We start from the raw sequence: 26,334 nt of genomic DNA, 5'->3' as shown, positions 1-26,334 counted from the left end.
AAACCTTGAAGTAGGAGGGTAAGAGCAGGCGCGCAGGGTAATCGCTGTGCGATGAATCTTGAACCCCCGCTTCAAGAGAACCGTTGATCCGGCCGATAACCCATACGGTGACTTCAGAGTCGCACGAAATCGCTTGATAGCATTTTGCCGGCAGCTATCATCTGCGCGCCTGAAATGTGTCCCCGGTCCATCCTCTTCAATTGCCTGGAAATCCTCGATGCTGTCGTATCACCAAAAGAGTTTTCTGATCGTCGATGATTTCTCGGATTTCCGCAGTTCCGTACGCTCGATGTTGCGTGAGTTAGGCGTCAAGGACGTGGACACCGCTGACACCGGTGAGCAGGCGCTGAAAATGTGTGCGCAAAAGTCCTACGATTTCATTCTTCAGGACTTCCACCTCGGTGACGGCAAGAAAAACGGTCAGCAGGTGCTGGAAGACCTGATGATGGAGAAGCTGATCAGTCACGAAGCGGTGTTCGTGATGGTCACCGCCGAGACCAGTCAGGCGATGGTGCTCAGTGCTTTGGAGCATGAGCCGGATGCCTACCTGACCAAGCCGTTCAATCGCATCGGCCTGGCACAGCGTCTGGAGCGTCTGGAACAGCGCAAGACCCTGCTCAAGCCGATTCTGCAGGCCCTCGATCGTGGCAAACCGATGGAGGTGCTCAACGCCTGTATCGCCCTGTGCAAGCAGGACATCCGCTATTCGCCGCTGTGCCTGCGCTATCGCGCCGATGCCTTGCGCGACATGAATCAGAACGAAGCGCTTGAGCGCCTGTATGACAGCATCATCGCCGACCGACCGTTGCCGTGGGCCTTTGCCGGACTGGGCAAGTTGCTGTTCAAGCGCGGTCAGGTGGCCCAGGCCAAAGGCGTGTATGAAAAAGCCCTGAAAGTGTTTCCGATGATGCCGGCGCTGTACGACGGCATGGCCGATGTGTTGGTGGCCGAGGGCGATACCAAGGGGGCGCAGAAGGTGCTGGAGGAGGCGATTCGCCTGTCGCCGCTGGCGGTGCGCCGGCAGGCGCTGCTCGGCAAGCTGGCAATGACCAACGAAGATTTTGACACGGCCTCGAAGGCTTACCGTCAGGCGGTGGCGCAGGGGGCGCAGTCGCGTTTCAAGGATCCGGAAAGCAATCTGGGTCTTGCCCATGCGTTGATCAGCAAGGGTAGCGAGAAAGGTCTCGATACTCGCACGCGGCTGGAGATCAACACCACCCTCAGTGCCGTGGCCAAGGAAAACCCGACCGATCCTGGCTTGCAGATTCGCGCGCGTCTGATGAAGGCCACCAGTCTGCTGCTCAATGACGCCGAGACCGCCGAGAAGCTCACCGAGCAAGCGCTGATGCGTCTCGACGGCATGGAGCAGTTCATGAGCCCCGAGGCCGCGTTGCTCGTTGCCAAGCAATTGCAGATGCTCGGCCAGGCAGAGGCGGGTACGTCGATGCTCAAGAGCTGCGCGGAAATCTACGGCGATGACCCGACGGTGATGAAAGACATCGCCAAGCTCACCGACGACCCGACTATTCTCAGCTCCAGTAATGCCGCCGCCGACCTCAACCGTCAGGGCGTGCGGGTGTACAAGACCGGCAACCTGGTGGAGGCCCGCGAGGTATTCCGCAAGGCGCTGAAGATGCAACCGAAGAACATCAGTATTGCGCTGAACATGGCGCAGTCGCTGCTGCACGGCACCGACACCAGTGTGCCCTCGGCGGAGCTGGAAGAATGTCGGGCCTGCCTGAAAATGGTTGGCCTGATGCCCGACACCGACGCGCGTTATCCGCGTTATCAGAAGCTGAAAAGCAAGGCGTTTGGCGAATGAACCAAGACGAGCAGGCACTGGATTTTTCCACGGTGATTGCCTCCACCGTGCACGACATGAAGAACTCCCTGGCCATGCTGATGCAGGCCCACAGCCAATGGCTGGCGCGTTTGCCCGAGGCTCAGCGGCAGGCGCCGGAGCAGGGCGTGATCGACTTCGAGTTCGCCCACCTCAACGGCATGCTGGTGCAGTTGCTCGGGCTGTACAAGCTCGGCGTCAACCAGATGCCGTTGCAGCCGGCGTATCACGAACTGGACGATTTCATCGAGGCGCAACTGGCGGCTCATCAAGAGGTTTTCGCCAGTCGCGGTATCGTCGCGACTTACGAAGTCGACCCGCTCAGTCCATTGGGTTTCTTCGATCGTGAACTGATCGCTTCGGTGCTCGGCAATTGCATCAACAACGCGATCCGCTACGCCCGTGAATCGCTGCTGATCACCGTCAGCGATGAGGCCGGGCAACTGGTGTTGAGCATCAACGACGACGGTGACGGTTACCCGGTCGAGATGCTCGAGCGTCAGGCCGATTATGTGCAGGGCATCAATCACAGCAGTGGCAGTACCGGCCTCGGTCTGTACTTCGCCGGACGCATCGCGGCACTGCATCAGCGCAACGGTGTCGGCGGTCGTACCGAGATCCGCAATGGCGGGCCATTGGGTGGCGGCGTGTTCAGTATTTACCTGCCCTGATTCACGAATTTATCGACTGGCATTCTTTTTGTTGGCCGCTGCTTGATATTCCGAACAGCTGAAGCCTATTTTGTCCGGGTCGCCGTTCGCGGCTCGCACAATAACAAGGATTGCGTCATGACAACCGATGGCCAGCGTTCACTCGCGCAGCGATTGACGGGCATTGATGAAATTGAATGTGTCACGCCGGATTTGAACGGCGTGCCACGGGGCAAGGTAATGACCGCCGAGGGTTTCCTCGAAGGGCGGCGTTTGCAGATGGCCCGGGGGTGCTGCTGCAATGCATCATGGGGGGCTATCCCGCTGCACGGTTCTACGGCAGCGATGACGGCGACCTCGCGCTTGTGGCCGATCCTGCGCAGATCCATCCTCTACCGTGGAGCCAGGAGCCGCGCGCGCTGGCCATCTGTGATGCCGATGAGCTGACCGGCGAGAGCTCCAACCTGTCGACTCGTGGCCAGCTGAAGAAAGTCATTGCCCGCTACGCGGCCCTCGGCCTGGCGCCGGTAGTGGCAACTGAACTCGAATTTTTTGTGTTCGCCCCGAACACCGATCCAACGCAACCATTCCAGCCACCGGTCGGCCTCGACGGTCGTCGCGAGGACGGTCACTCGGCGTTCAGCGTCAGTTCCAACAACGGTCTGCGACCGTTCTTCAGTGAAGTCTACAAGTGCATGGCGGCCCTGGGCCTGCCGCGCGATACCTTCATGCACGAGATGGGCGTCAGCCAGTTCGAGATCAACCTGCTTCACGGTGATCCGTTGCTGCTGGCCGACCAGACCTTCCTGTTCAAGCACCTGCTCAAGGAAGTCGCGCTCAAGCATGGCCTGACCGTGGTCTGCATGGCCAAGCCGCTGGCACACACACCGGGCAGTTCGATGCACATTCACCAGAGCATCGTTGACACCCATAGCGGCAAGAACGTGTTCAGCGACGAGAACGGCCAGCCAACTGCGATGTTCCGCCACTTCATCGGCGGGCAGCAGGCGGGCATGGCGGACTTCACCGCGCTGTTTGCACCGAACGTCAATTCCTACCAGCGCCTGTGCCATCCGTTCGCGTCGCCGAACAACGCCTGCTGGTCCCACGACAATCGCGCGGCGGGTCTGCGGATTCCGGCCAGTTCGCCGGTGGCCCGCCGGGTCGAGAACCGTTTGCCGGGCGCCGATGCCAACCCTTACCTGGCCATCGCTGCGAGTCTGGCGGCCGGTCTGTATGGCATCGAGCATGAGCTGGAACCGAGCGCGCCGATCCAGGGCGAATTCGACGTGCCGGACAATCTTTCGCTGCCGTGCACCCTGCACGCTGCGCTCGAGCGTTTGAAGCGCAGCCAGTTGGCGCGGGAACTGTTCGGTAACGAGTTCATCGAAGGCTACATCGCTTCGAAGACCATGGAGCTGACCAGTTTCTTTGATGAGATCACTCCCTGGGAACGGCGCGTTCTGGCAGCCCAGGCCTGACGAAATGTCGTCATCGGGCTATCGTTTGATAGCCCGACACTCACCGCAAGGAGCCGCTCGGAACGCCGATGCGCCAAATCTGGAAATCCTTTCGAGCGCTGTATTTCGCCTCGCTGATGATGTTGATCGGCTCGGGCCTTCTTTCTACTTATCTGGCGTTGCGCCTGGCGGCCGACCATGTCGACGGACTGTGGGTCGGTGCGTTGATGGCGGCCAACTATTTCGGTCTGGTGCTGGGCGGCAAGATCGGTCACCGGTTGATCGCCCGGGTCGGGCATATACGTGCGTACTCCGCTTGTGCGGGGATCGTCGGCGCGGCGGTGCTCGGTCATGGTCTGGTGGACTGGCTGCCGGCCTGGCTGGTACTGCGGACCATCGTCGGCCTCGGCATGATGTGCCAGTACATGGTGATCGAGAGCTGGCTGAACGAACAGGCCGACGCCAACCAGCGCGGTGTGGTGTTCAGCGGCTACATGATCGCTTCGTACCTGGGGCTGGTGCTCGGGCAGCTGATTCTGGTCATGCACCCGGGCCTGGGTCTGGAGCTGTTGATGCTGGTTGCCCTGTGTTTCGCATTGTGTCTGGTGCCGGTGGCGTTGACTCGGCGGATTCACCCGGCACCGTTGCATCCGGCACCGATGGAGCCACGCTTCTTCATCAAGCGCGTGCCGCAGTCGTTGAGTACGGTGCTGGGTGCCGGTCTGATCATCGGCTCGTTCTACGGTCTGGCACCGCTGTATGCGTCGCAGCAGGGGCTGTCCACCGAGCAGGTCGGTCTGTTCATGGGTACCTGCATTTTTGCCGGGCTGCTGGTGCAGTGGCCGTTGGGCTGGTTGTCAGACCGTTATGACCGGGCCTTGCTGATCCGCTGCTTCGCCGGGTTTCTGGCTATAGCCGCATTGCCGCTGGCGATCATGCCGCAGGTGCCACTGGAGATTTTATTCATCGTCGGCTTCCTGTGCTCGCTGGTGCAGTTCTGCCTGTACCCATTGGCCGTCGCGTTCTCCAACGACCATGTCGAAGGTGATCGGCGGGTGTCGCTGACGGCGATGCTGCTGGTGACCTACGGGGTCGGTGCCAGCATCGGGCCGTTGCTCGCCGGTGTGTTGATGAAAATGTTCGGCAGCCAGAGCCTGTATGCGTTCTTCACCTTTTTCGCGCTGGTGCTGGTGTGGCGAATCCGGCCGAAAGCCGTGACCAACCTGCACCAGGTCGACGACGCACCGCTGCATCACGTGGCGATGCCGGACAGCATGTCCAGTTCGCCGCTGGTGGCGGCGCTCGATCCACGGGTCGACGAGCAAGTGGTGCAGGAGCAGATGCAGACCACCGTTGCGCCAGAGCCAGTGCCTGAGCCCGTCACCGAACCTGAACCGCCTGTGGAGCCCGAGACCGGCAGTGACAATCCTGCGCCGGACATCAGTGGCGCCAGGCCTTGATCCTGGAAAAACACCAGGCATAAAAAAACGGGCAGTCACCGCAAGGGACTGCCCGTTTTTCAGGGTGCGTACGAATCAGAGATCGTCTTTGTCGAAGCGCCGTGCTTCACGTTGCAACTGATAGACGAAACGCTCGACGTTACGCGCTGCCGGGCCACTGATGTTGTGAAAGCGCAGGCCGGCGAAGGTGATGTTGAGTTTTTCTTCGAAGTGCAAGTAACGCAGCTCGACCGCCGCTGGCTGATTGCCGAACAGCGGCGGGGCGATCAGGCGATCGTAGACCTGGCCCAATTGCAGGCGGTCGGTGATGTCGCCTTCGAAACGCAGTTTGCAGCCGGTGGCGGAGATATCCAGGAGTTTACCGCCAAGAGGCGACTTGAGCTTTTCTCCCCCAGTTCGACGCTCACCAGGTCGGTCAGCTTCAGTGCAGCGCGGAAGGCGTTGCGACGCTGGTGATAGACCACTTCGGTAGGCATCTCGCCGACATAGAAGCGGTCGCCGTCGGATTCCTTGATGTCCAGCGTGCCGTTGTATTCCCAGGCGATGCGTACGCCTTCATGGAAGCCTTCGACCTTGAACGGTTCACCAGCCAGCAGGAAGCGCTCGCCATCGCGCGGAATCATTTCATCCAGGGCAATGGTGGCGGTTTCCCGGTCAACCTTGATCAGGTAGCTCTGGAAGCGCTGGCTGCGCTCGTGAAAGGTGATGATCAGCGGATCGTGGCTCTCTTGCAGCTGGCGCAGATTGCTGGAGATCTCCAGGGGCGTGGTAAGCACCTTTGGGGGCTGCGGAGCGTCATCATTGGACACGTTAAATCAATCTCCAGACAAATTTTGACTACGGCTGGCCAGTATTTTGCCAGCATGTATCGCGCGTTGATAGGGCGCAAGCATAGAAGAAAGAATCACGCCTGGCTGAGCGCGCGGGGTTTCTGCAGTTTGGAGAAGGTGCCGCTGGCATCGTAGAGCGCGGGAGGCTCGCCACCGGTGAGGATTTTCAGCTGATTGGCCGTGGCGGCCTGCTGCATCACGATCGACTGGCCATTCTTGACGTTGGCCGCCTGGCACTGGGCGATCAGGTCAGTCAGGACATCGCTCTGGCTCAGCAACTGATCGCCGATGCTCGACTGGCTGGCCAGTTGTTCAAGGCCCTGGCGGTCGAGCGACAGATTGAGGCTGGCGAGGATTTCGCTGCGTTTGCGGCCATGCTGCTCGAGCAGAATGATCAATGCCTGTTTGCGCGCCAGAATTTCTTCCAGCAGGGGCATGTCGCGACCGTGCAAGGCGAGGGACTCGGTATGCAGTAACTCCAGCAGTTGTTGAGCTGGAGCAAAGTCGTCGGTGATCAGTTGCAATAAAGTAGTGTCGTGCATGGCTGGCCTTGGGTTTTAAGCGTCCAAAAGCCTGGCGCAGACCGAGGCCTAGCGCTGGGCTTCGAAGTTGAGCAGTTTGCTGGCTACACGGTTGCTGTCGACTTTATAGCTGCCATCGGCAATCGCTGCTTTCAACTCGGCCACGCGGGCTTTGTCGACGGCAGGCTGATCGCGCAGCTTGTCAGTGACCTTCTGCAACTGTTGAGCCTCATTGCTGAGGTGTACCGATTCCCCGCTTTTTGCGGTACTGGCCTGTTCGGCCGGGGTATTCAGCGGCGCGGAGGTGCCGGTTTCGGCGGTTTCCTTGGGCGCGCTGGTACGTGTACTGCCCGTAAGTGACGAGGAGCTGTTCAAACGGCTGAAATCGATGACCATGTTAAAAACCTCTGGGAATTTGGACGCTTGCCATGTTCTCGGCCATCCCCTGGAAAACTTTAGGCTCTTTTACCAATGAGCCTGCATGCGCCGCGCAGATCCTGCTGCGGCACAGTTTAGGGAACAGCCGGGGTCGGCGCCAGTTTTCTCCTTGCCTGTTTTACATGGCCACTTCCACCTGGCCCGGCGCCATGACCTGCGCCTTGATGACCCGCTGGGAGTTGAGGTTTTTTACCCGGATCTGTTCTTTCAGGCCGCCGTTGGACAGGGCTTCGCCGGGCATGCGCACGGCGAGTGTGCCGCTGCGGGCGGTAATCACCACCTGGTCGCCCTTGCGAACGACTTCTGCCTGCTCCATGTGCACCAGGGTCAGCACCTGGTCGGCTACCGTTGGTCGGGTCAATTTTTGCCCGATGGCCTCGTCTACCGACGTCAGGAAACCCTGATTGATCTGGCTCACGTCATGTTCACGCAGCGTCACGTCCTGAGGCTCGATTATCCCGGCGCGCTTGAGGGGACGAGTGGTCGTCACAACCTCGCGAAACAGGCGGACTTGAGCGGGCACGAACACTGTCCAGGGCGATGCGCCTTCACAGCGGACCTTGACGGTCACCCGACCCAAAGGGCGCCCCGGACTCTCCAGGGAGGCTGTCAATTCCTTGTCGCACATAGGCATGCGCATACGCGGATCGAGCTGCTTGACCTCGATTTCATAACGCCCTTCCGTTTGACTGGTAGCCAGATAGTCTTCTACGGTGAATTCAAGAAAGCCCTGAGTGACGCCGATAAGCATGTCAGGCAAGGTAACCGCATCAGCACTGGCAGGGCTGCCCGCGAAAAACAGGCAAGCGGCGGACACCGCGCAAAGTCCTCTGCGGATAGGGGATGTCAGGCGTCGGAAAAATGTCGTTTGAGTGTTCATACGAGTTAAAAAGCAAGCGCCGTGCCGTTTAGCAATGAATGTGCGTCGCAACAACACTTGGCGTTGGTGTAGGAGTCTGGGCATGGCTGGTGTAATGGATTCGGTGAACCAGCGCACGCAACTGGTAGGGCAGAATCGCCTGGAGCTGTTGTTGTTCCGTCTCGACGGCCAGCAGCTCTACGGGATCAACGTGTTCAAGGTTCGGGAAGTGCTGCAGTGCCCGCAACTGACGTTGATGCCCAAGTCCAGTCCTGTCGTGTGCGGGGTGGCGAATATCCGGGGGGCGACCATTCCGATCCTCGATCTGGCAATGGCGACCGGCTCCGGGGCGTTGAAAGACAAGAACAGTCCGTTCGTGATCATCACGGAATACAACACCAAGACCCAGGGTTTCCTGGTGCGCTCGGTGGAACGTATCGTCAACATGAACTGGGAAGAGATCCATCCGCCACCCAAGGGCACCGGTCGCGATCATTACCTGACCGCTGTGACTCGGGTGGATAATCAGTTAGTCGAAATCATCGACGTCGAGAAGGTGCTGGCGGAAGTCGCACCGACGCCGGAAGCGATTTCGGTCGGCGTGGTGGATGTCGAGACCCAGAGCAAGGCGCTGTCTCTGCGGGTGCTGACGGTCGATGACTCGTCGGTGGCGCGCAAGCAGGTGACACGCTGCCTGCAGACGGTCGGTGTCGAAGTGGTGGCGCTGAACGACGGCAAGCAGGCGCTGGATTACCTGCGCAAGCTGGTCGACGAGGGCAAGAAGCCGGAAGAAGAGTTCCTGATGATGATCTCCGACATCGAGATGCCGGAGATGGACGGGTACACCCTGACGGCGGAAATCCGCGGCGACCCTCGCATGCAAAAGCTTCATATCATCCTGCATACTTCGTTGTCGGGTGTTTTCAACCAGGCGATGGTCAAGAAGGTCGGTGCCGATGACTTCCTGGCCAAATTCCGTCCTGATGACCTGGCATCCCGGGTAGTCGACCGGATCAAAGCAGCAGATATCAGCTAGGGGCCTTCTGCCCCTGGCGGTCAACACGATTTAAGAGGCGGCATCATTTGTCTACGGGTAATTTGGATTTCGAACAGTTCCGGGTCTTCCTGGAAAAAGCCTGTGGCATTTTGCTCGGTGAAAACAAGCAGTACCTGGTGTCGAGCCGTCTCAACAAACTGATGGAGCAGCAAGGCATCAAGTCCCTGGGTGAGCTGGTACAGCGCATCCAGACCCAGCCGCGCAGCGGTTTGCGCGAGCAGGTGGTCGATGCCATGACGACTAACGAAACCCTGTGGTTTCGCGACACCTATCCGTTTGAAGTCTTGAAGAACAAGGTGCTGCCCGAGGCAATCAAGGCTGCTCCCAACCAGCGTCTGCGGATCTGGTCGGCGGCCTGCTCGTCGGGTCAGGAACCCTATTCGCTGTCGATGTCGATCGACGAGTTCGAGCGGACCAACATCGGTCAGTTGAAGATGGGTGTGCAGATCGTCGCCACGGATCTGTCCGGCAGCATGCTGACCAACTGCAAGACCGGCGAGTACGACAGCCTGGCGATCGGTCGCGGTCTGTCCGCTGATCGGCTGCAGCGCTACTTCGACCCGAAAGGGCCGGGGCGCTGGGTGATCAAGGCGCCGATCAAGAACCGGGTGGAGTTCCGCTCGTTCAATCTGCTCGACAGCTACGCCAGTCTTGGCAAGTTCGACATCGTGTTCTGCCGCAACGTGCTGATCTACTTCTCCGCCGAGGTGAAGAAAGACATCCTGTTGCGCATTCACAGCACGCTGAAGCCGGGCGGTTATCTGTTCCTCGGCGCTTCCGAAGCGCTGAACGGTTTGCCGGACCATTACCAGATGGTCCAGTGCAGCCCGGGGATCATTTACCAGGCGAAGTGACTGGCACCGGCAACACAAAAAACGGGAGTCCTCGGGGGGCTCCCGTTTTTTTATGCCTGAGATTTTTGCGGTGGCGGCAAGCGGCAGAAAAGCGGCATCCGGCGGAAACCCGTTGCCGCTTTTCTGGCATTGCCGTCTTGCCGATCTCCCTGCAAAGCCCCGAAAACCGGGGCTTCTTAAAACTGGCACGACGCTTGCTATAGCCCTGTTACGAAAAACCCGGTCACCTGAAGGTTCCCGACATGAGCATCAGCTTCGATAAAGCGCTCGGAATTCACGAAAAAGCCCTGGGCTTCCGCGCCCAGCGTGCCGAAGTCCTGGCCAACAACATCGCCAACGCCGACACCCCGAACTACAAGGCTCGGGATCTGGATTTCTCCAAAGTGCTCGAAGCACAGACCCAGAAAACCAACAACGGCACTATCGCCCTGAACATGACCAACAGCCGTCACATCGAGGCTGAAGGCCTGGGCAATGGCGACGAGTCGCTGATGTATCGCACGCCGATGCAGCCGTCGATCGACCAGAACACCGTTGACGCCCAGCTGGAACAGTCGAACTACGCGGAAAACGCCGTCGGCTTCCAGGCCAGCTTCACACTGCTCAACAGCAAATTCAAAGGGCTGGTGTCAGCCCTGCGCGGAGAGTAATCCATGTCCCTGTCCAGCGTTTTCAACATTGCCGGCAGCGGCATGAGCGCCCAGACCACGCGTTTGAACACCGTGGCTTCGAACATCGCCAACGCCGAAACCGTATCGTCGAGCATCGACCAGACCTATCGCGCCCGTCACCCGGTGTTCGCCACCATGTTCCAGGGCGGCCAGAGCGGCGGCAGCAACTCGCTGTTCCAGAGCCAGGACGCCGCAGGCCAGGGCGTACAGGTGCTCGGCGTGGTCGAAGACCAGAGCAACCTCGAAGCGCGCTACGAGCCGAATCATCCGGCCGCCGACGCCAAGGGCTACGTCTACTACCCGAACGTCAACGTGGTGGAAGAAATGGCCGACATGATTTCCGCGAGCCGGTCCTTCCAGACCAACGCCGAAATGATGAACACCGCCAAAACCATGATGCAGAAGGTACTGACCCTCGGTCAGTGATAAGGGGCGACTGCCATGAGTGTTACTGATACCACCAGCAGCCTGAGCATGAAGGACATCCTGGCGAACTCGTCGAAAAAGACCAGTTCGACCACCGGTGACGGCATCGCTTCGGCCACCAACAGCGCCACCGGCGGCCAAGCCCTGGGCAAGGACGCGTTCCTGCAACTGCTGGTGACCCAGCTGAAAAACCAGAACCCGCTCGACCCGCAGGACAACAGTGCATTCGTTGCCCAGCTCGCGCAGTTCAGCAGCCTCGAGGGGATCACCACCCTCAACAGCACCGTGAGTTCGCTGGCCGGCAACTACAACTCGTCGCAAGCCTTGCAGGCTTCGTCGCTGGTTGGCCGCAACGTGATCGTGCAGACCAACTCGGTCCAGCTCGACGACCCGAGCAAAGGCATGACCGGTTCGGTCACCGTTCCGTCGTCGATTGCCGGCGGCACCGTCAGCATCACCGACAGCAGCGGCACGGTGGTTCGCACCCTTGATCTGGGCAGTCGCGCCGCAGGCAGTGCGAGCTTCACCTGGGACGGCAAGGACAAGGATGGCAACCTGGTCAAGACCGGTACCTATACCGTCAAGGCCAATGCATCGATCAACGGCACTTCGACCGATATGGCGACCTACCTGCCGGCAACCGTGACCAGCGTGACGATCAGCCAGACCGGCGGCGAGCTGATGCTCAACCTGTCCGGCAAGGGCACCGTTGCCCTGTCCAAAGTACAAACCATTGGTATATAGAGCCGACTAACCGGCACAAAGGAGTGGAATATGTCTTTCAATATCGGCCTTAGCGGTCTCTATGCAGCCAACAAGCAACTGGACGTGACCGGCAACAACATCGCCAACGTCGCGACCGCCGGTTTCAAATCGTCCCGTGCAGAATTCGAAGACGTCTACTCGGCCACTCGCCTGGGTAGCGGCAGCAAGGTCATCGGTAACGGCGTGCGCCTGGCCAACGTTTCCCAGCAGTTCACCCAGGGTGACATCAACAATACCGGTAACGTGCTGGACATGGGTATCAACGGTTCCGGCTTCTTCACCATGAGCAACAACGGCTCGATTTCCTATACCCGTGCCGGTACGTTCAAGGTCGACGACAAGGGTTTCATCACCAACACCGACTACACCTCGCGCCTGCAAGGTTATGGCGTGGATGCCAACGGCAAGATCATCAACGGCGTACTGACCGACCTGAAGATCGACACCTCGAACCTGGCGCCGAAGTCCACGTCGTCGGTGACTTCGACGATCAACCTTAACTCGTCGGAGAAGCCGATCGACCAGACGGCGTTCCCGTTCGATCCGGCCAAGCTCGAGTCGTACACCAAGTCGTTCAGCACGCCGATCTATGACACCCAGGGCAACTCCCACGTCATGGATCAGTACATGGTGAAAACCTCCGACAACACCTGGAAGGTTTACACCCTGGTAGACGGACGCAACCCGGATGCAACCGGCAGCAACCCGGTCACTACGCCTCCTGTTGCGTCGACCCTGACGTTCGACAGCGCAGGCAAATTGGTGCAGGTCAGCACACCAAACCCGGCGGACCCGGCCAACCCGATCATCAGCAGTGACTTGAAGCTCACTAACTGGAAACCGGGCACCGTGACCAATGGCGTCTTCACCCCTAACGGCGCGGCAGCAAACCCGGCGGGTGTGACCATTTCCCTGGCCAAGACCACTCAGTACAACGCTGACACCGCGCGTTCGATCCCGACTCAGGATGGTTATGCCACCGGCCAGATCACCAACCTGACCATCGACGGCACCGGTACCCTGTTCGCCAACTTCAGCAACAACCAGAACAAGGCGATCGGCCAGGTTGCGCTGGCCAGCTTCACCAACGAACAAGGCCTGCAAGCGATCGGCGGCACCAGCTGGAAGGAAACCTTCGCGTCGGGGGTTCCGGGTTATGACGCTCCGGAAACCGGTACTCTGGGTTCTATCCAGTCCAACTCGCTGGAAGAATCCAACGTTAACCTGACCAACGAACTGGTGGACCTGATCAAGGGCCAGAGCAACTATCAGGCGAACGCCAAGACCATCTCCACTCAGAGCACCATCATGCAGACCATCATTCAGATGACCTGATATTGATGCTTTGTAAAAAGCTGTAACGGAAAGCCCCTCTTTGAGGGGCTTTCTGGTTTAATGCGCGCGCCGGGGCCACTCGTCCGCGGCATTCGCATTTGCGCAGGCGCATTCACACGTCTGCTCACGCTATACCCGGGCGCCAATGAGCGGTTCGCCCAACCACTGACAGGGATGTAACGATTACTTCATGGTTTTTTTCTCTCGCTCCCGAATCGTGTTCGGGACGCTGCCCGTTATTGCCTTGCTGGTCTGGTTTGTATGGGGTCAGGGCTGGGGCGCCACTCCAACGAAATTCCTGACAGCGACCGTCACCGTTGAAGATCTGGAAGAGACCGTATTGGCCAGTGGTACGGTCAAACCCTTTCAGCAGGTCAGCGTCGGCGCACAAGTCAATGGGCAACTCCAGAGTCTGAAAGCCGGGTTGGGCGATACGGTGCGCCAGGGCCAGCTGTTGGCTGAGATCGACCCGTTGTTGCCACAGAATGAATTGCTCAAGTCCCGGGCTGCTTTGCTCAGTGTCCGGGCGCAATACAAAGCCCGGCAGGCGATGATCCGCCAGTACGAACTTGATTTTCGTCGCAAGCAAAGCCTGGTTGCCAGTGAAGCCGGATCGCGGTCCGATCTGGAAATTGCCGAGGCGCAGTTGCAAAGTTCGCGCGCCGAACTGGCATCCCTGGCCGCGCAGATTTCCCAGGCGGAGATAGAAATCAGGATCGCCGAAGTCAACCTCGGATATACGCGGATCAGTGCGCCGATGGATGGCGAGGTCATTGCTGTGGTGACCAGGCAGGGCCAGACCGTCGTTTCGGCGCAGAGTGTTCCGACATTGCTGATACTCGCCCGTCTGGACCGGATGACGGTCGAAGCGCGAATCTCGGAAGCAGACGTGGTTCGGGTCAAGGCCGGTCAGGCCGTGTCCTTCAATATTCTGGGTGATCCGGACCGGCGTTTTACCAGCCACATACGAGCTGTGGAGCCGGCGCCCGAGTCCATTGCCCGGCAGGATCAAATGCAGGGTGGCGGTGGCTCGACTGCCGGTGGTGCCGATGCCGCGGTGTATTACAACGCGCTGTTTGACGTACCCAATGACGATCGTTCGTTGCGCACCTCGATGACGGCGCAGGTCAGCGTTCTGCTCGACTCGGTGCCCAAAGCCACAACGGTCTCGGTGGCTGCGCTGGGCAAGCGTGTCGCTGACGGTCGCTATGAAGTGCGCCGACTGGTTGATGGTCAGGCGCAGACGGTGCTGGTGACAACCGGGTTGCGAAATGACCTGAGCGTTCAGGTGCTGGACGGGCTCAAGGAAAATGATGAAGTCGTTGTCGGCGAAGAGCCCGAGCCTCGATGAGCAGCGCCGATAATCTTCACGGCTGGACGCCAAGCCCCGTGAAAGACGAGCTGCCGGTCATGCCTTTGCTGGCTCTTGAGGGTGTGCAGCGTTGGTTCGCCGATGGTGAGGCTCGGACTCATGTGCTGCGTGACGTGAATCTGACCATCGCCGCTGGTGAAATGGTAGCGATCGTCGGGCCGTCCGGCTCTGGAAAATCCAGTCTGATGAATATCCTCGGATGCCTGGATCGTCCCTCTGCTGGCCGCTACAGCATCAACGGTGCCGACATGGCCCGAATGAGTAGCGATGAGCTGGCGACGCTGCGTCGTGAGCATTTCGGATTCATTTTTCAGCGCTTTCATTTGCTGTCGCATCTGAGTGCGGAGGCCAACGTGCAGGTGCCGGCCATTTACGCCGATCAGCCGTTTACCGAGCATCGGCAAAAGGCCAGGGGGCTGTTGCAGCGTCTCGGGCTGGGTCAGCGCATGCTGCATCGGCCAGGACAACTTTCCGGTGGACAGCAGCAGCGGGTCAGCATTGCCCGTGCCCTGATCAATGGCGGCGCGATTGTTTTGGCCGACGAGCCCACCGGCTCGCTGGATTCGCGCAGTGGCGAGGAGGTGATGGCGATCCTGCGCGAGCTGCATCGCAGCGGTCACACGATCATTATCGTGACCCATGATTCGCAGGTGGCGCAGTGCGCAGACCGCATCATCGAGATCCATGACGGCGAAATTGTCAGTGATCGTTTGAATGCCGACCGCAAGGTGCTGGCGGCGCCGGTCACCGAGCCAGGCGACAGCCCGCACACCAAGGGGGCGACGCGACAGCGGTGCATTGGCGCCGCTTCAGCGAGGCCTTCAAGATGGCCTGGATCTCTCTGCGCAGCCATCGCATGCGCACATTGCTGACCATGCTGGGGATCGTCATCGGTATTGCCTCGGTGGTTTCCGTGGTAGCGCTGGGGCAGGGCGCACAGACCCGAGTGCTGCGTGATATCAGTGCGATGGGCACCAATACCATCGATGTTTATCCGGGCAAGGATTGGGGGGATGAGCAGGCAGCTTCAATCCGGACATTGCAGCCCGTCGACTTGCGGATCATCCAGGCGCAGTCCTGGGTAGACAGTGTTTCTGCGATGGTCAGTGGCAACCGGACGATTCGTTACCGCAATCTGCATGTCAGTGCCACGGTCAATGGTGTCAGTCAGGATTACTTTCAGGTGATGGGCATCCGCGTGAGCCAGGGCGCCATGTTCAATGCAAGTGATGTGGTACGGCGCGCTCAGACGCTGATCATCGACCACAACACTCGACAGCGGCTGTTCAAGGACTGGGAGCAACCGCTGGGCAAAGTCATCCTGGTTGGTGGCCTGCCTTGCACGGTGGTGGGGGTCATGGAAAGTCGCGATGACGGTTTTTCAGGGCCGAGCCTGCAAGTCTATTTGCCTTATACGACGGTGATGGGGCGGTTGTTGGGGCAGAGCCATTTCAATTCGATCAAGGTTCGGCTCAAGGAGCAGGTTGCCAGTCCCGCAGCAGAGCAAGCGCTGCAGACATTGTTGGTGGCACGTCATGGGCGTGCGGATTTCTTCCTCAGCTCCAGCGACAGCATCCTTAAAATCGTGCAGAAAACCACGGACACACTGACGCTGCTGATCTCTGCCGTGGCGTTCATTTCACTCTTGGTCGGTGGTATCGGGGTGATGAATATCATGCTGGTATCGGTCACCGAGCGCACCCGGGAGATTGGCATCCGCATGGCCGTCGGTGCGCGGCGCGCGGACATCCTGCAGCAGTTTTTGATCGAGGCTGTGCTGGTCTGTCTGCTGGGGGGCTTGCTGGGTGTCCTGCTTTCGTTGTTGATCAGTCAGGTGTTCGGCTACTTCGTGCAGACAATCGTTATGGAGTTCACCGCTTTGGCCATGATTTCAGCGTGCTTGTGCTCGCTGCTGGTCGGAGTGTTGTTCGGTTATATCCCGGCGCGCAATGCCGCCCGGCTTGATCCCATTCAGGCGTTGTCCCGAGAATGAAGTACATGAAATGCAAATGGATCTGGGCATTGCCGTTGCCTTTGTTGTTGGGGGGCTGTAGTGCTCTGCTGCACAGCGAATACCGCCAACCGGAAGTGAAGACGCCGGCCTTCTGGTTTGGTGACGCGGCCCGTGAGCGCTCATTGAGTGTGCGAGAGCGATGGTGGGAAACGTTTGATGATCCGCGTCTGAACGCCTTGGTCGACAACGCCCTGGCGCGCAATAACGATCTTGCAGTTGCTGCGCTCAGAGTGCGTCGGGCAGCGCTTCAGGCAGGACTCACGGGCACCAATATCACGCCCGATCTGGACGTGGGGGCGGGGGCGGACTGGAGCAGGAATCTACATCGAGACAATTCAGGCCAGCGTCGATTTTCCACGAGCTCGTCGGTGCGTTACGAAGTCGACTTGTGGGGGCGGCTGGCGAGTACGCGCGATGCCGGGCAATGGGCGCTGTTGGCGACCGACTTTGATCGGCGTGCCAGTGCGCTGAGCCTGGTGGGTGCGACGGCGCGCCTGTATTGGCAAATCGGTCTGTTCAGTGAACTGACCCAATCGGCACGGGAAAGTATCCGGTACGCCGAACAGACGTTGCAACTGGTGCAGTCCCAGCGTCTGGCGGGGGCGGCAACAGGGCTTGAAGAGGCGCAAGCCGAGCAGGTCCTGGCCACGCAGCGTGCTGTATTGAGCGACTATCTGCAGCAACTTGAAGTGGCGCGCAACGCACTGGCCATTGTCTTCGATCAGGCGCCCGAGCATCGGTTTGCAGAACTTGTGCAATTGCCTTCGACGACTTTGGCGAGTGTGCCGGCAGGCTTGCCGGCTGATCTGGTTGATCGACGCCCGGATCTGCAGGCGGCTGAATGGCGATTACGCCAGGCGCTGTCGAACTATGACGCAACGCGTGCCAGTTTTTATCCTTCGTTCACACTGACTGGCGGTCTGGCGACTGGCGGTAGTCGGGAGTTAAGCCAAGTACTCAACAACCCTGTCGGACTATTGGGCGTTGGTATCAGTCTGCCGTTTGTTCAGTGGAATGTTCGCAAATACACGGTGGGTATATCGGCGGTGGATTATGAGGTGGCGATAATCGATTTTCGCCAAAGCCTTTATATCGCGCTGGCGGAAGTTGAAGATGCGCTATCGGCGCAAGTGCAGTTTGCTGATCAGGGAATGCGGCGAGAGCAGGCTCTGGCCGCTGCAATAAAAGCCGAAGGGTTGGCCGAAATCCGTTATCGCAGCGGGCAAACGGGTATCAAGGAGTGGCTGGACCTGCAAGAGAGCCGTCGTGCCGCGCAAATTTCACTGGCGCAGAATCGCTTCGAGCGACTGCAGGCGCGAATGGGGCTGTATCTGGCGCTGGGCGGAGGCTTCGCGCGTTAATTTATTGCGCAGATAAACGTTAACTTGTTGGAACGTTGTTTTTAATTAAGGAAGATTGTGTCGCGTGTCCGGTTTTAGTTAGCGTATTTTTTTGATCGTGGTCAATTTTTTATATGCAGTTGAAGTTGTAGGGTTTTGTGTGTCTGTTGAGTTTTTGTGGATTTGATTAACGGAAAAATAGTTTTGGATGTTGCTGTTTCTTTGTTGTTTTTAATTGTTTCTCAATGTAATGTGCGCGCTCTTTCGTCAGGGTCTTGATGAAGGGATGAGTGTTCGGCTGTAACACTCTTACTGCTGTCTCAGGTTGTGTCGGCAAGATGATGAACTATGAAATTATTGCGCCGACGGCCGTTTGAGACGTTTATTTGAAATGGAGATCGTTATGTCGCTGCGTATTGGTTTTGGTCTGACTTTGGCCGCAAGTTTGCTGTTGGGTGCAGTCGTTGTTCAGGCTGCTCCGGCTTCCTGGTGGCTTTATGAGTCGGCTTCGACCGGCCGTACTATGTGCAGCAACGTTCCGCAAGCCAGTGGCTGGGTTCGTGTTGCCGGTCCTTACAATAACGGCGGCTGCCGATAGTAAGCACCAATAAGGAGGCTCCTTCTGTGAAGGGGCCTTTTTTGTATCGGCTGAACCCTGTTCGTTAGAGCCTTGGTGTTTGGCAGACAAAAGAAAACCCCCGACAAACCAGAAGTCTGTCGGGGGTTTTCTTTTGTCTGGAGGAATCAGGCGTCTCGCAACGCCCGATTCAGCTCAGCTTATTGGCAAGCTTCGCAATCCGGCTCGTCGATGGCGCAAGCCTTCGGTACTGGAGCCGGGCCGGCTGGCGCTGCCAGGACCGAATCGTCACCGTGGTTGCCGCCGCTGGAAACAGCGTTCAGCTTGCCGGTGTTGATGGTCGACTTCTCGGTGCTGGTTGCGGCCAGGGCACGGAGGTAGTAGGTGGTTTTCAGACCACGGTACCAGGCCATGCGGTAGGTCACGTCGAGTTTCTTGCCCGATGCGCCGGCGATGTACAGGTTCAGCGACTGGGCCTGGTCGATCCACTTCTGACGACGGCTGGCGGCGTCAACGATCCACTTGGTGTCCACTTCGAACGCGGTCGCGTAGAGCTCTTTGAGTTCTTGCGGGATGCGCTCGATCTGCTGAACCGAACCGTCGTAGTACTTCAGGTCGTTGATCATGACCGAGTCCCACAGACCGCGAGCCTTCAGGTCGCGAACCAGGTACGGGTTGATCACGGTGAATTCGCCCGACAGGTTCGATTTCACATACAGGTTCTGGTAGGTCGGTTCGATCGACTGCGATACGCCGGTGATGTTGGCGATGGTGGCGGTCGGTGCGATGGCCATGATGTTCGAGTTACGGATGCCTTTCTGTACACGGGCGCGAACCGGTGCCCAGTCCAGGGACTCGGTCAGGTCAACGTCGATGTACTTCTGGCCACGTGCTTCGATCAGGATCTGTTGCGAATCCAGCGGCAGCACGCCTTTGGACCACAGCGAACCCTGGAACGTCTCGTACGAGCCGCGTTCGTCGGCCAGGTCGCAGGACGCCTGGATCGCGTAGTAGCTGACCGCTTCCATCGACTTGTCGGCGAACTCGACGGCAGCGTCGGAACCGTAAGGGATGTGCTGCAGGTACAGCGCGTCCTGGAAGCCCATGATGCCCAGGCCGACCGGACGGTGACGGAAGTTGGAGTTCTTCGCCTGCGGTACCGAGTAGTAGTTGATGTCGATCACGTTGTCGAGCATGCGTACCGCTACGTCGATGGTGCGCTTGAGCTTGGCGGTGTCCAGCTTGCCGTCGACGATGTGGTTCGGCAGGTTGATCGAGCCCAGGTTGCAGACCGCGATCTCGTCCTTGTTGGTGTTCAAGGTGATCTCGGTGCACAGGTTCGAGCTGTGAACCACGCCGACGTGCTGCTGCGGGCTGCGCAGGTTGCACGGGTCCTTGAACGTCAGCCATGGGTGGCCGGTTTCGAACAGCATCGACAGCATCTTGCGCCACAGGTCTTTGGCCTGGATGGTCTTGAACAGCTTGACCTTGCCCGGGTACTCGGTCAGGGCTTCGTAGTACTCGTAGCGCTCTTCGAAGGCCTTGCCGGTCAGGTCGTGCAGGTCTGGTACTTCGGATGGCGAGAACAGGGTCCACTTGCCGTCATCGAAGACGCGCTTCATGAACAGGTCAGGGATCCAGTTGGCGGTGTTCATGTCGTGGGTACGACGACGATCATCACCGGTGTTCTTACGGAGTTCGATGAACTCTTCGATGTCCATGTGCCAGGTTTCCAGGTAGGCACACACCGCGCCTTTGCGCTTGCCACCCTGGTTAACGGCAACGGCGGTGTCGTTCACCACTTTCAGGAACGGAACCACGCCTTGCGACTTGCCGTTGGTGCCCTTGATGTACGAACCCAGTGCACGAACCGGGGTCCAGTCGTTGCCCAGGCCACCGGCGAATTTCGACAGCATGGCGTTGTCGTGGATCGCGTGGTAGATGCCGGACAGGTCGTCCGGAACGGTGGTCAGGTAGCAGCTCGACAGCTGTGGACGCAGGGTACCGGCGTTGAACAGGGTCGGGGTCGAAGCCATGTAGTCGAACGAGGACAGCAGGTTGTAGAACTCGATCGCACGGTCTTCTTTCTGCTTCTCTTCGATCGCCAGGCCCATGGCCACGCGCATGAAGAAAATCTGCGGCAGTTCGAAACGCACGCCATCCTTGTGGATGAAGTAACGGTCGTACAGGGTCTGCAGGCCCAGGTAGGTGAATTGCTGGTCGCGCTCGTGGTTGATCGCCTTGCCCAGTTTTTCCAGGTCGAAGTCGGCCAGCACAGGGTTCAGCAGTTCGAACTCGATACCTTTGGCGACGTAGGCCGGCAGCGCCTTGGCGTACAGGTCGGCCATCTCGTGGTGGGTCGCGCTCTCGGCGACACCCAGGAAGCCCAGGCCTTCGGCGCGCAGGGTGTCCATCAGCAGGCGGGCGGTCACGAACGAGTAGTTCGGCTCGCGCTCGACCAGGGTACGTGCGGTCATTACCAGTGCAGTGTTGACGTCGTTCAGGGCCACGCCGTCGTACAGGTTCTTCAGGGTTTCGCGCTGGATCAGGTCGCCGTCGACTTCGGCCAGGCCTTCGCAGGCTTCGGTGACGATGGTGTTCAGGCGGCCCATATCCAGTGGCGCGAGGCTGCCGTCGGCGCGGGTGATGCGGATCGACGGGTGCGCCTGAACCGGTGCATCGGCGGTGGTGCGGGTGGCGCGTTCCTTGGAACGGGCGTCGCGGTAGATCACGTAGTCGCGAGCCACTTTCTGCTCGCCGGCACGCATCAGGGCCAGTTCGACCTGGTCCTGGATTTCTTCGATGTGGATGGTGCCGCCCGACGGCATGCGACGCTTGAAGGTCGCGGTGACCTGTTCGGTCAGGCGGGCAACGGTGTCGTGGATTCGCGACGAAGCGGCAGCGGTGCCGCCCTCAACTGCGAGAAACGCTTTGGTGATAGCGACGGTGATCTTGTCATCGGTGTAAGGAACGACAGTGCCATTACGCTTGATCACACGCAGTTGACCAGGCGCGGTGGCAGCCAGATCCGAATTCGAATCGGCGGCCTGCGGCAAGGTGCCCTGCGGGTTCTCGCGAGTTGTGTCGGTTTGCATGGGTGTCTCCACGTTCTCTATGTTTGTTTGGGCACCATCACGGTGCCCACCGTTCCGTCCTGAAGCACTACAACCGGCCAGCGCCGGGTAACGACTTCGGGACAGTTCAGGAAGTGGGCCTTGTGGGCGCCGCTTCCATGCCGAAGTCTTCGGTTCGCGCGATACGCGTGAAACCGCATTCCTTTCGGGGAGCAGTTTCGGACTGCAACACCCGTACCGTTTACGCCGTGATCGGCTGAAAAACGGTAGCCATCCGCAGGCGCGGTTTGGGCTTCTGAAAATACGTTTGGTTCAACCCGACAATGGCAATAAAAAGCCTTGAATTCACTGTCCGGTTTGTGTTTGGTTTTTGGCGCGAACCCCTACATGTAGGGTTTTTTTGGGCGCGGGCTACAAGATAATGCGTTTTGGGGGGCGATTGCAACGGACAGCCTGTGGATAACCCTGTGCGTAAATTGTGTGCGAAACAGGGAAAACCTTTGTAGGCCGTGAACCTGCTGAGCTAGACCGTTTGTCACTGTTTTTTCGCCGGGAAAAACGCTTCAGCGGATTTTTAAGGGCGCGAACCCTATCACAAAAAACGGCCTTGTCCGAACGCATTTACCGACTTGTGTTCTCGCTGTACGCCGTTTATACAATCGGCCCTGACACACGCATTCTTATCCTCCTTAAAGATGACAAAAAGACGGGAGGATCCTTCCTTTATTCGCAGCATCGGCAAGCAGAGGTCACCCGTGGAGCAAGAAGCCTGGCAGGTATTGATAGTCGAGGACGACCAACGACTGGCCGAACTGACCCGCGAATACCTGCAAGCCAACGGATTGCGCGTGGAGATCGAAGGCAACGGGGCGCTGGCGGCGGCGCGGATCATCAAGGAACAGCCGGATCTGGTGATCCTCGATCTGATGCTCCCCGGTGAAGACGGCCTGAGCATCTGCCGCAAGGTGCGCGACCAGTACGACGGGCCGATCCTCATGCTGACCGCGCGCACCGACGACGCCGACCAGATCCTCGGCCTCGACATCGGCGCCGATGATTACGTGTGCAAACCGGTGCGCCCACGACTGTTGCTCGCGCGCATCCAGGCGTTGTTGCGACGCAGTGACGCACCGGAGCCGGCGGCAGGCAAACCTCGCCGTCTGCAATTCGGCCCGCTGGTAGTGGACAACGCCTTGCGCGAAGCCTGGCTGAGCGACAGCGGCATCGAGTTGACCAGCGCCGAATTCGATCTGCTGTGGCTGCTGGTGTCCAACGCCGGACGCATCCTGTCACGGGAAGAAATCTTTACCGCGTTGCGCGGCATCGGCTACGACGGTCAGGACCGCTCGATCGATGTGCGCATCTCGCGCATCCGCCCGAAGATCGGTGACGACCCCGATCACCCGCGTCTGATCAAGACTGTGCGTAGCAAAGGTTATCTGTTCGTGCCTGAAGCCTGCGTAGAACTGCCGCTGTGAATTCGATCTTCCTGCGCATCTACGGCGGCATGTGCGCGGCACTGATTCTGGTGGCGGTGCTCGGTGTTCTCGCGCTGCACCTGCTCAACCAGGTGCGCAGCGAGCAATATCGCGAACGTCTGGCCCACGGCACGTTTTCCCTGATGGCCGACAACCTGCAACCGATGAACGATACCGAGCGCCATCGCGCCTTGCTGGTCTGGGAACGGCTGCTGGGGATTCCGCTGACGTTGCAGACGTTCACCCAGACCGATCTCGATCTGACCCAGCGCACCCGCGTGCAGCGCGGCCAGGCCCTGGTCGAGCAGACCGGGCCGCACGCGGCCAAGGTCTACCGTCTGGTCAGCGACAAGGAGCAGTTGGTACTGGTGGGCGAGGTGCAACAGATCAGCGAGCAACTGGCCCGGGCGACCATCTACCTGCTGGCCGATGAACTGGTGCGCGTGCCGGTGGGCGAGCAACCCAAGCGCCTCGCGCAATTAAAGGAAGAGAAGGGGTTCGGTTTCGATCTGCGGCTGGTCACCGTGGACGAGGCCGACATGGATGAGGACCAGAGCCGTCGCGTCTCGGAAGGCGATACGGTGATGGCGCTGGGCAAGGGCGGTGATTCGATCCGGGTGTTCGCCGGGATGGTCGGTACACCGTGGGTGCTGGAAATCGGTCCGCTCTATCAAATGAATCCGTACCCGCCGCAATGGCTGGTGCTGATTGCCGCATTGGGTCTGACCCTGATTGGCCTCATCGTCTATTTATTGGTGCGTCAGCTCGAACGGCGCTTGCGTGGCCTCGAAGCGGCGGCCACGCGCATCGCCAAGGGCAGCCTGGAAACCCGTGTTCCGGCGCGCGGTGCCGACTCGGTGGGCAAGCTGGCGGCAGCGTTCAACGGCATGGCCGAGCACCTGCAACAGTTGCTGGCGATCCAGCGTGAGCTGGTGCGCGCGGTGTCCCATGAGTTGCGCACGCCGGTGGCGCGTCTGCGATTCGGTCTGGAAATGATCGGCTCGGCCACCACCCCGCAAGCGCTGGAGAAGTACCGCGAGGGCATGGACCACGACATCGAGGACCTCGATAAGCTGGTGGACGAAATGCTCACCTATGCGCGGCTGGAGCAGGGTTCGCCGGCGCTGACCTTCCAGCGCATCGACCTCGATGCACTGGTCAATCAGGTAATCGGGGAACTGGCGCCGTTGCGTGCAGATGTCACCGTTCAGCGCGGTCTGTGCCTGTCGGCGGCCGATTGCGACGATGCCTGGGTCGAGGCCGAACCGCGTTACCTGCATCGGGCCTTGCAGAATCTGGTGGGCAACGCCATGCGCCATGCGCGCTCGAAGGTCACGGTCAGTTATCAGGTCGGGCAGATGCGTTGTCGGGTGGATGTCGAAGACGATGGTCCCGGTGTGCCGGAAAGTGCCTGGGAGAAAATCTTCACGCCATTTCTGCGGCTGGACGACAGCCGTACCCGGGCGTCCGGCGGGCATGGATTGGGGCTGTCGATCGTGCGGCGGATCATTCACTGGCATGACGGCCGGGCGCTGATCGGCAAGAGCAAGAGTCTGGGCGGGGCGTGTTTCAGCCTGAGCTGGCCGCGGAATCAGGAGCGGCGCTGAAGCCGCTCAAGCCTGGATGCTGACCAGACTCAACAACTGCCCGTCGTGCACGCCGAACTGTGCGTCCAGTTCGGTCCCGTTGCGCCATTCGCTGGACAGGTCCGTCAGCAGGCGCAGCCTCACATGACCTTGCTCGGTCCATTCGAGCACTTCGGCGTGCTCGAAATAGAAACGCTTCTGGACGATCGGGTACAGCGCCTTGAACAGGCTTTCTTTCACCGAAAACGTCAGGGTCACCCACAACGCCAATTGATCGCGGGCGCCGGCGGCCATGCGCTGCATCTCCGCTGGCGTGAGGATTTCCCCGGCCAGCCGTTCGGCCCGTTCGGCGTTGAGCAGGTTTTCCATATCCATGCCCAGCCCACGCCAGTGTCGTTTGTTGGCGACAATTGCCGCCGCCCGGCCCGTGCTGTGGGTGATCGAGCCGCAGATATGCGACGGCCACACTGGCGCTCGATCCTCGCCAATGGCCGGGACACTGCCTGAGCCTTCCAACTGCTCTAGCGCAGCCCGGGCGCAGACCCGCCCGGCGAGAAACTCCGCCTGACGCTTGGCCACCGAGCGCTGGATGCTCGGCGGCGGCTCGATGGCACTGCGGCGAAAGTCATCGCCGAGCATTTGCGACGGATCGAAGTGGGTGCTCAGCAGCACGGTGTCCGGCAGCACGGTCGGCAATGGCCAGTGGGCATCGAGCGGGGTGCAGCAAGCGGGGAGGAGGGGGCTGGAATTCATGGCGGGCATTTTGCCGGGTTGCTTTGAGGCTGGATAGTGCGCAGATGTGGAACGTTCCCGCGCAGGGCGCGGGAACGAGTGGGTTCAGCCAAAAATTTTCTTGAAGAAAGCCTGCATGTCCGCCCAGGATTTTTCATCCGCAGCCTTGTTGTAGCCGATGTCCGGGCCACCGTGATCGCCGTGGCTCAGACGATCCGCATCGGGGTTGGTGAAACCATGCTTGGCGCCGTCAAGGCTGACGAATTTATAGTCGGCGCCGGCCTTGTCCATTTCAGACTTGAACGCCGTGACGTTGTCGGCGGTGACCATGCTGTCCAGTGCGCCGTGCTCGACGAGGATTTTCGCCTTGACGCTGCCGGGCGTCGCCGGAGTCTTGGTGGCGAGTGCGCCGTGGAAACTCACCACGCCGGCCAGTGGCACACCCTGGCGTGCCGCATTCAACACCACGCCACCACCGAAGCAGTAACCGATGGCGGCCAGTTTGCCGGTGTCGGTCTGTGGCTGCTTTTTCAGCAGGTCGAGGCCGGCCTCGAAGCGTTTGCTGGCGGCATCGGCGTTCTGCGTGGCCGCCTGCATGAACGCCATCGCGTCTTTCGGGTGCTCGGTGTTCTTGCCGTCACCGTACATGTCAATCGCCAGGGCGCTGTAGCCGAGGCCGGCGAGATCCCGGGCGCGGCGCTTGGCGTAGTCGTTCAGGCCCCACCATTCATGGACCACCACCACGCCGGGGCGAGGGCCCTTGATCGCGTCGTCATAGGCGTAATAACCGATCAGTTTCGTGCCATCGGCGCTCTGGTAAGGTATTTCCTCGGTTTTGATTGCAGCCGCGCTGAGGCTGCTGAAAGCGAGCAGGGTGAGGGCAAGGAACAGGCGCATGATCGGGTCTCCTGACAGTAAAAGGTCAAGACAGCCTAGTTCATTTGATTGCGCCCGGGTTCAGGGTGCGTTCAGGGCAGGTACAGGCCGGGTTCAGT

19 protein-coding genes and 3 pseudogenes are annotated in these 26,334 nt (G+C 59.6%); 15 read left to right on the top strand and 7 right to left on the bottom strand.

Annotated features, from left to right (window positions below):
* Positions 1-217: 217 nt before the first annotated feature.
* The 4 genes and pseudogenes from R1A29_RS20925 to R1A29_RS20910 all read left to right on the top strand — a co-directional run bounded on the left by R1A29_RS20925 (position 218) and on the right by R1A29_RS20910 (position 5,410).
* Positions 218-1,822 (top strand): response regulator, encoded by a 1,605-nt coding sequence (locus tag R1A29_RS20925; RefSeq protein ID WP_438299446.1) that lies wholly within the window; start codon positions 218-220, stop codon positions 1,820-1,822.
* Entirely contained in the window at positions 1,819-2,511 is a 693-nt protein-coding gene (locus R1A29_RS20920; RefSeq protein WP_438299445.1) for a sensor histidine kinase, read from the top strand. The genes R1A29_RS20925 and R1A29_RS20920 overlap by 4 nt, the downstream gene beginning before the upstream one ends.
* A gap of 219 nt (positions 2,512-2,730) precedes the next feature.
* A pseudogene (locus tag R1A29_RS20915) lies at positions 2,731-3,971 on the top strand (glutamine synthetase family protein).
* A 68-nt stretch (positions 3,972-4,039) separates the two neighbouring features.
* Complete coding sequence (locus R1A29_RS20910) at positions 4,040-5,410, top strand: MFS transporter (RefSeq protein WP_438299444.1); 1,371 nt, start codon at positions 4,040-4,042, stop codon at positions 5,408-5,410.
* 75 nt (positions 5,411-5,485) lie between these two features.
* Here the strand turns inward: R1A29_RS20910 and R1A29_RS20905 are convergent.
* From R1A29_RS20905 to flgA, 4 genes and pseudogenes are all read right to left on the bottom strand, one after another.
* Positions 5,486-6,219 (bottom strand): annotated as a pseudogene (locus tag R1A29_RS20905) (flagellar brake protein).
* 95 nt (positions 6,220-6,314) lie between these two features.
* Positions 6,315-6,782 (bottom strand): flagella synthesis protein FlgN, encoded by a 468-nt coding sequence (locus R1A29_RS20900; protein ID WP_114884859.1) that lies wholly within the window; start codon positions 6,780-6,782, stop codon positions 6,315-6,317.
* A gap of 48 nt (positions 6,783-6,830) precedes the next feature.
* Positions 6,831-7,157, bottom strand: a complete 327-nt coding sequence (gene flgM / locus R1A29_RS20895) for a flagellar biosynthesis anti-sigma factor FlgM (protein ID WP_085711005.1) — start codon at positions 7,155-7,157, stop codon at positions 6,831-6,833.
* A gap of 160 nt (positions 7,158-7,317) precedes the next feature.
* Entirely contained in the window at positions 7,318-8,079 is a 762-nt protein-coding gene (flgA, locus tag R1A29_RS20890) for a flagellar basal body P-ring formation chaperone FlgA (protein WP_438299443.1), read from the bottom strand.
* An 82-nt stretch (positions 8,080-8,161) separates the two neighbouring features.
* On the opposite strand from flgA, the gene R1A29_RS20885 reads away from it, so the two are divergent.
* From R1A29_RS20885 to R1A29_RS20845, 9 genes and pseudogenes are all read left to right on the top strand, one after another.
* A complete protein-coding gene (locus R1A29_RS20885; protein ID WP_065258844.1) occupies positions 8,162-9,094 on the top strand; it encodes a chemotaxis protein CheV in 933 nt (310 codons plus the stop codon).
* Positions 9,095-9,141: 47 nt separating this feature from the next.
* Positions 9,142-9,969 carry a protein-glutamate O-methyltransferase CheR gene (gene cheR, locus R1A29_RS20880; RefSeq protein ID WP_007960327.1) on the top strand — a complete coding sequence of 276 codons (828 nt, stop codon included), beginning with the start codon at positions 9,142-9,144 and terminating at the stop codon, positions 9,967-9,969.
* 242 nt (positions 9,970-10,211) lie between these two features.
* Entirely contained in the window at positions 10,212-10,619 is a 408-nt protein-coding gene (flgB, locus tag R1A29_RS20875) for a flagellar basal body rod protein FlgB (RefSeq protein WP_438299442.1), read from the top strand.
* Between the two features lie 3 nt (positions 10,620-10,622).
* Entirely contained in the window at positions 10,623-11,066 is a 444-nt protein-coding gene (flgC, locus tag R1A29_RS20870) for a flagellar basal body rod protein FlgC (RefSeq protein ID WP_046031555.1), read from the top strand.
* A 15-nt stretch (positions 11,067-11,081) separates the two neighbouring features.
* Positions 11,082-11,810, top strand: a complete 729-nt coding sequence (gene flgD, locus R1A29_RS20865) for a flagellar hook assembly protein FlgD (protein ID WP_438299440.1) — start codon at positions 11,082-11,084, stop codon at positions 11,808-11,810.
* Between the two features lie 30 nt (positions 11,811-11,840).
* Positions 11,841-13,166 carry a flagellar hook protein FlgE gene (gene flgE, locus R1A29_RS20860; protein ID WP_438299439.1) on the top strand — a complete coding sequence of 442 codons (1,326 nt, stop codon included), beginning with the start codon at positions 11,841-11,843 and terminating at the stop codon, positions 13,164-13,166.
* 190 nt (positions 13,167-13,356) lie between these two features.
* Positions 13,357-14,517, top strand: coding sequence for an efflux RND transporter periplasmic adaptor subunit (locus tag R1A29_RS20855; RefSeq protein WP_438299438.1), 1,161 nt, complete (start codon positions 13,357-13,359; stop codon positions 14,515-14,517).
* A gap of 59 nt (positions 14,518-14,576) precedes the next feature.
* A pseudogene (locus tag R1A29_RS20850) lies at positions 14,577-16,531 on the top strand (MacB family efflux pump subunit).
* A complete protein-coding gene (locus R1A29_RS20845) occupies positions 16,528-17,913 on the top strand; it encodes an efflux transporter outer membrane subunit (RefSeq protein WP_438299437.1) in 1,386 nt (461 codons plus the stop codon). Before R1A29_RS20850 ends, R1A29_RS20845 begins: the two are co-directional and overlap by 4 nt.
* Positions 17,914-18,669: 756 nt before the next feature.
* On the opposite strand, the gene R1A29_RS20840 is transcribed toward R1A29_RS20845, so the two are convergent.
* Positions 18,670-21,564: a ribonucleoside-diphosphate reductase subunit alpha gene (locus R1A29_RS20840; protein WP_085711001.1), complete on the bottom strand. Its 2,895-nt coding sequence runs from the start codon at positions 21,562-21,564 to the stop codon at positions 18,670-18,672.
* Between the two features lie 734 nt (positions 21,565-22,298).
* Between R1A29_RS20840 and R1A29_RS20835 the strand changes: the two genes are divergently transcribed.
* A complete protein-coding gene (locus tag R1A29_RS20835; RefSeq protein ID WP_085711000.1) occupies positions 22,299-23,021 on the top strand; it encodes a response regulator in 723 nt (240 codons plus the stop codon).
* Complete coding sequence (locus R1A29_RS20830; RefSeq protein WP_438299436.1) at positions 23,018-24,628, top strand: ATP-binding protein; 1,611 nt, start codon at positions 23,018-23,020, stop codon at positions 24,626-24,628. The genes R1A29_RS20835 and R1A29_RS20830 overlap by 4 nt, the downstream gene beginning before the upstream one ends.
* Positions 24,629-24,634: 6 nt before the next feature.
* On the opposite strand, the gene R1A29_RS20825 is transcribed toward R1A29_RS20830, so the two are convergent.
* The gene (locus tag R1A29_RS20825) at positions 24,635-25,360 is read right to left on the bottom strand and encodes a 4'-phosphopantetheinyl transferase family protein (protein WP_438299435.1); all 726 of its coding nucleotides are present in this window, start codon (positions 25,358-25,360) and stop codon (positions 24,635-24,637) included.
* Between the two features lie 84 nt (positions 25,361-25,444).
* A complete protein-coding gene (locus R1A29_RS20820; protein WP_114884849.1) occupies positions 25,445-26,236 on the bottom strand; it encodes a dienelactone hydrolase family protein in 792 nt (263 codons plus the stop codon).
* Positions 26,237-26,334: the final 98 nt, after the last annotated feature.

This window comes from Pseudomonas sp. NMS19W, from assembly GCF_051554255.1.
GTDB classification, from domain to species: Bacteria; Pseudomonadota; Gammaproteobacteria; order Pseudomonadales; family Pseudomonadaceae; genus Aquipseudomonas; species Aquipseudomonas kribbensis.
This window is presented reverse-complemented; position numbering and strand designations above follow the sequence as displayed.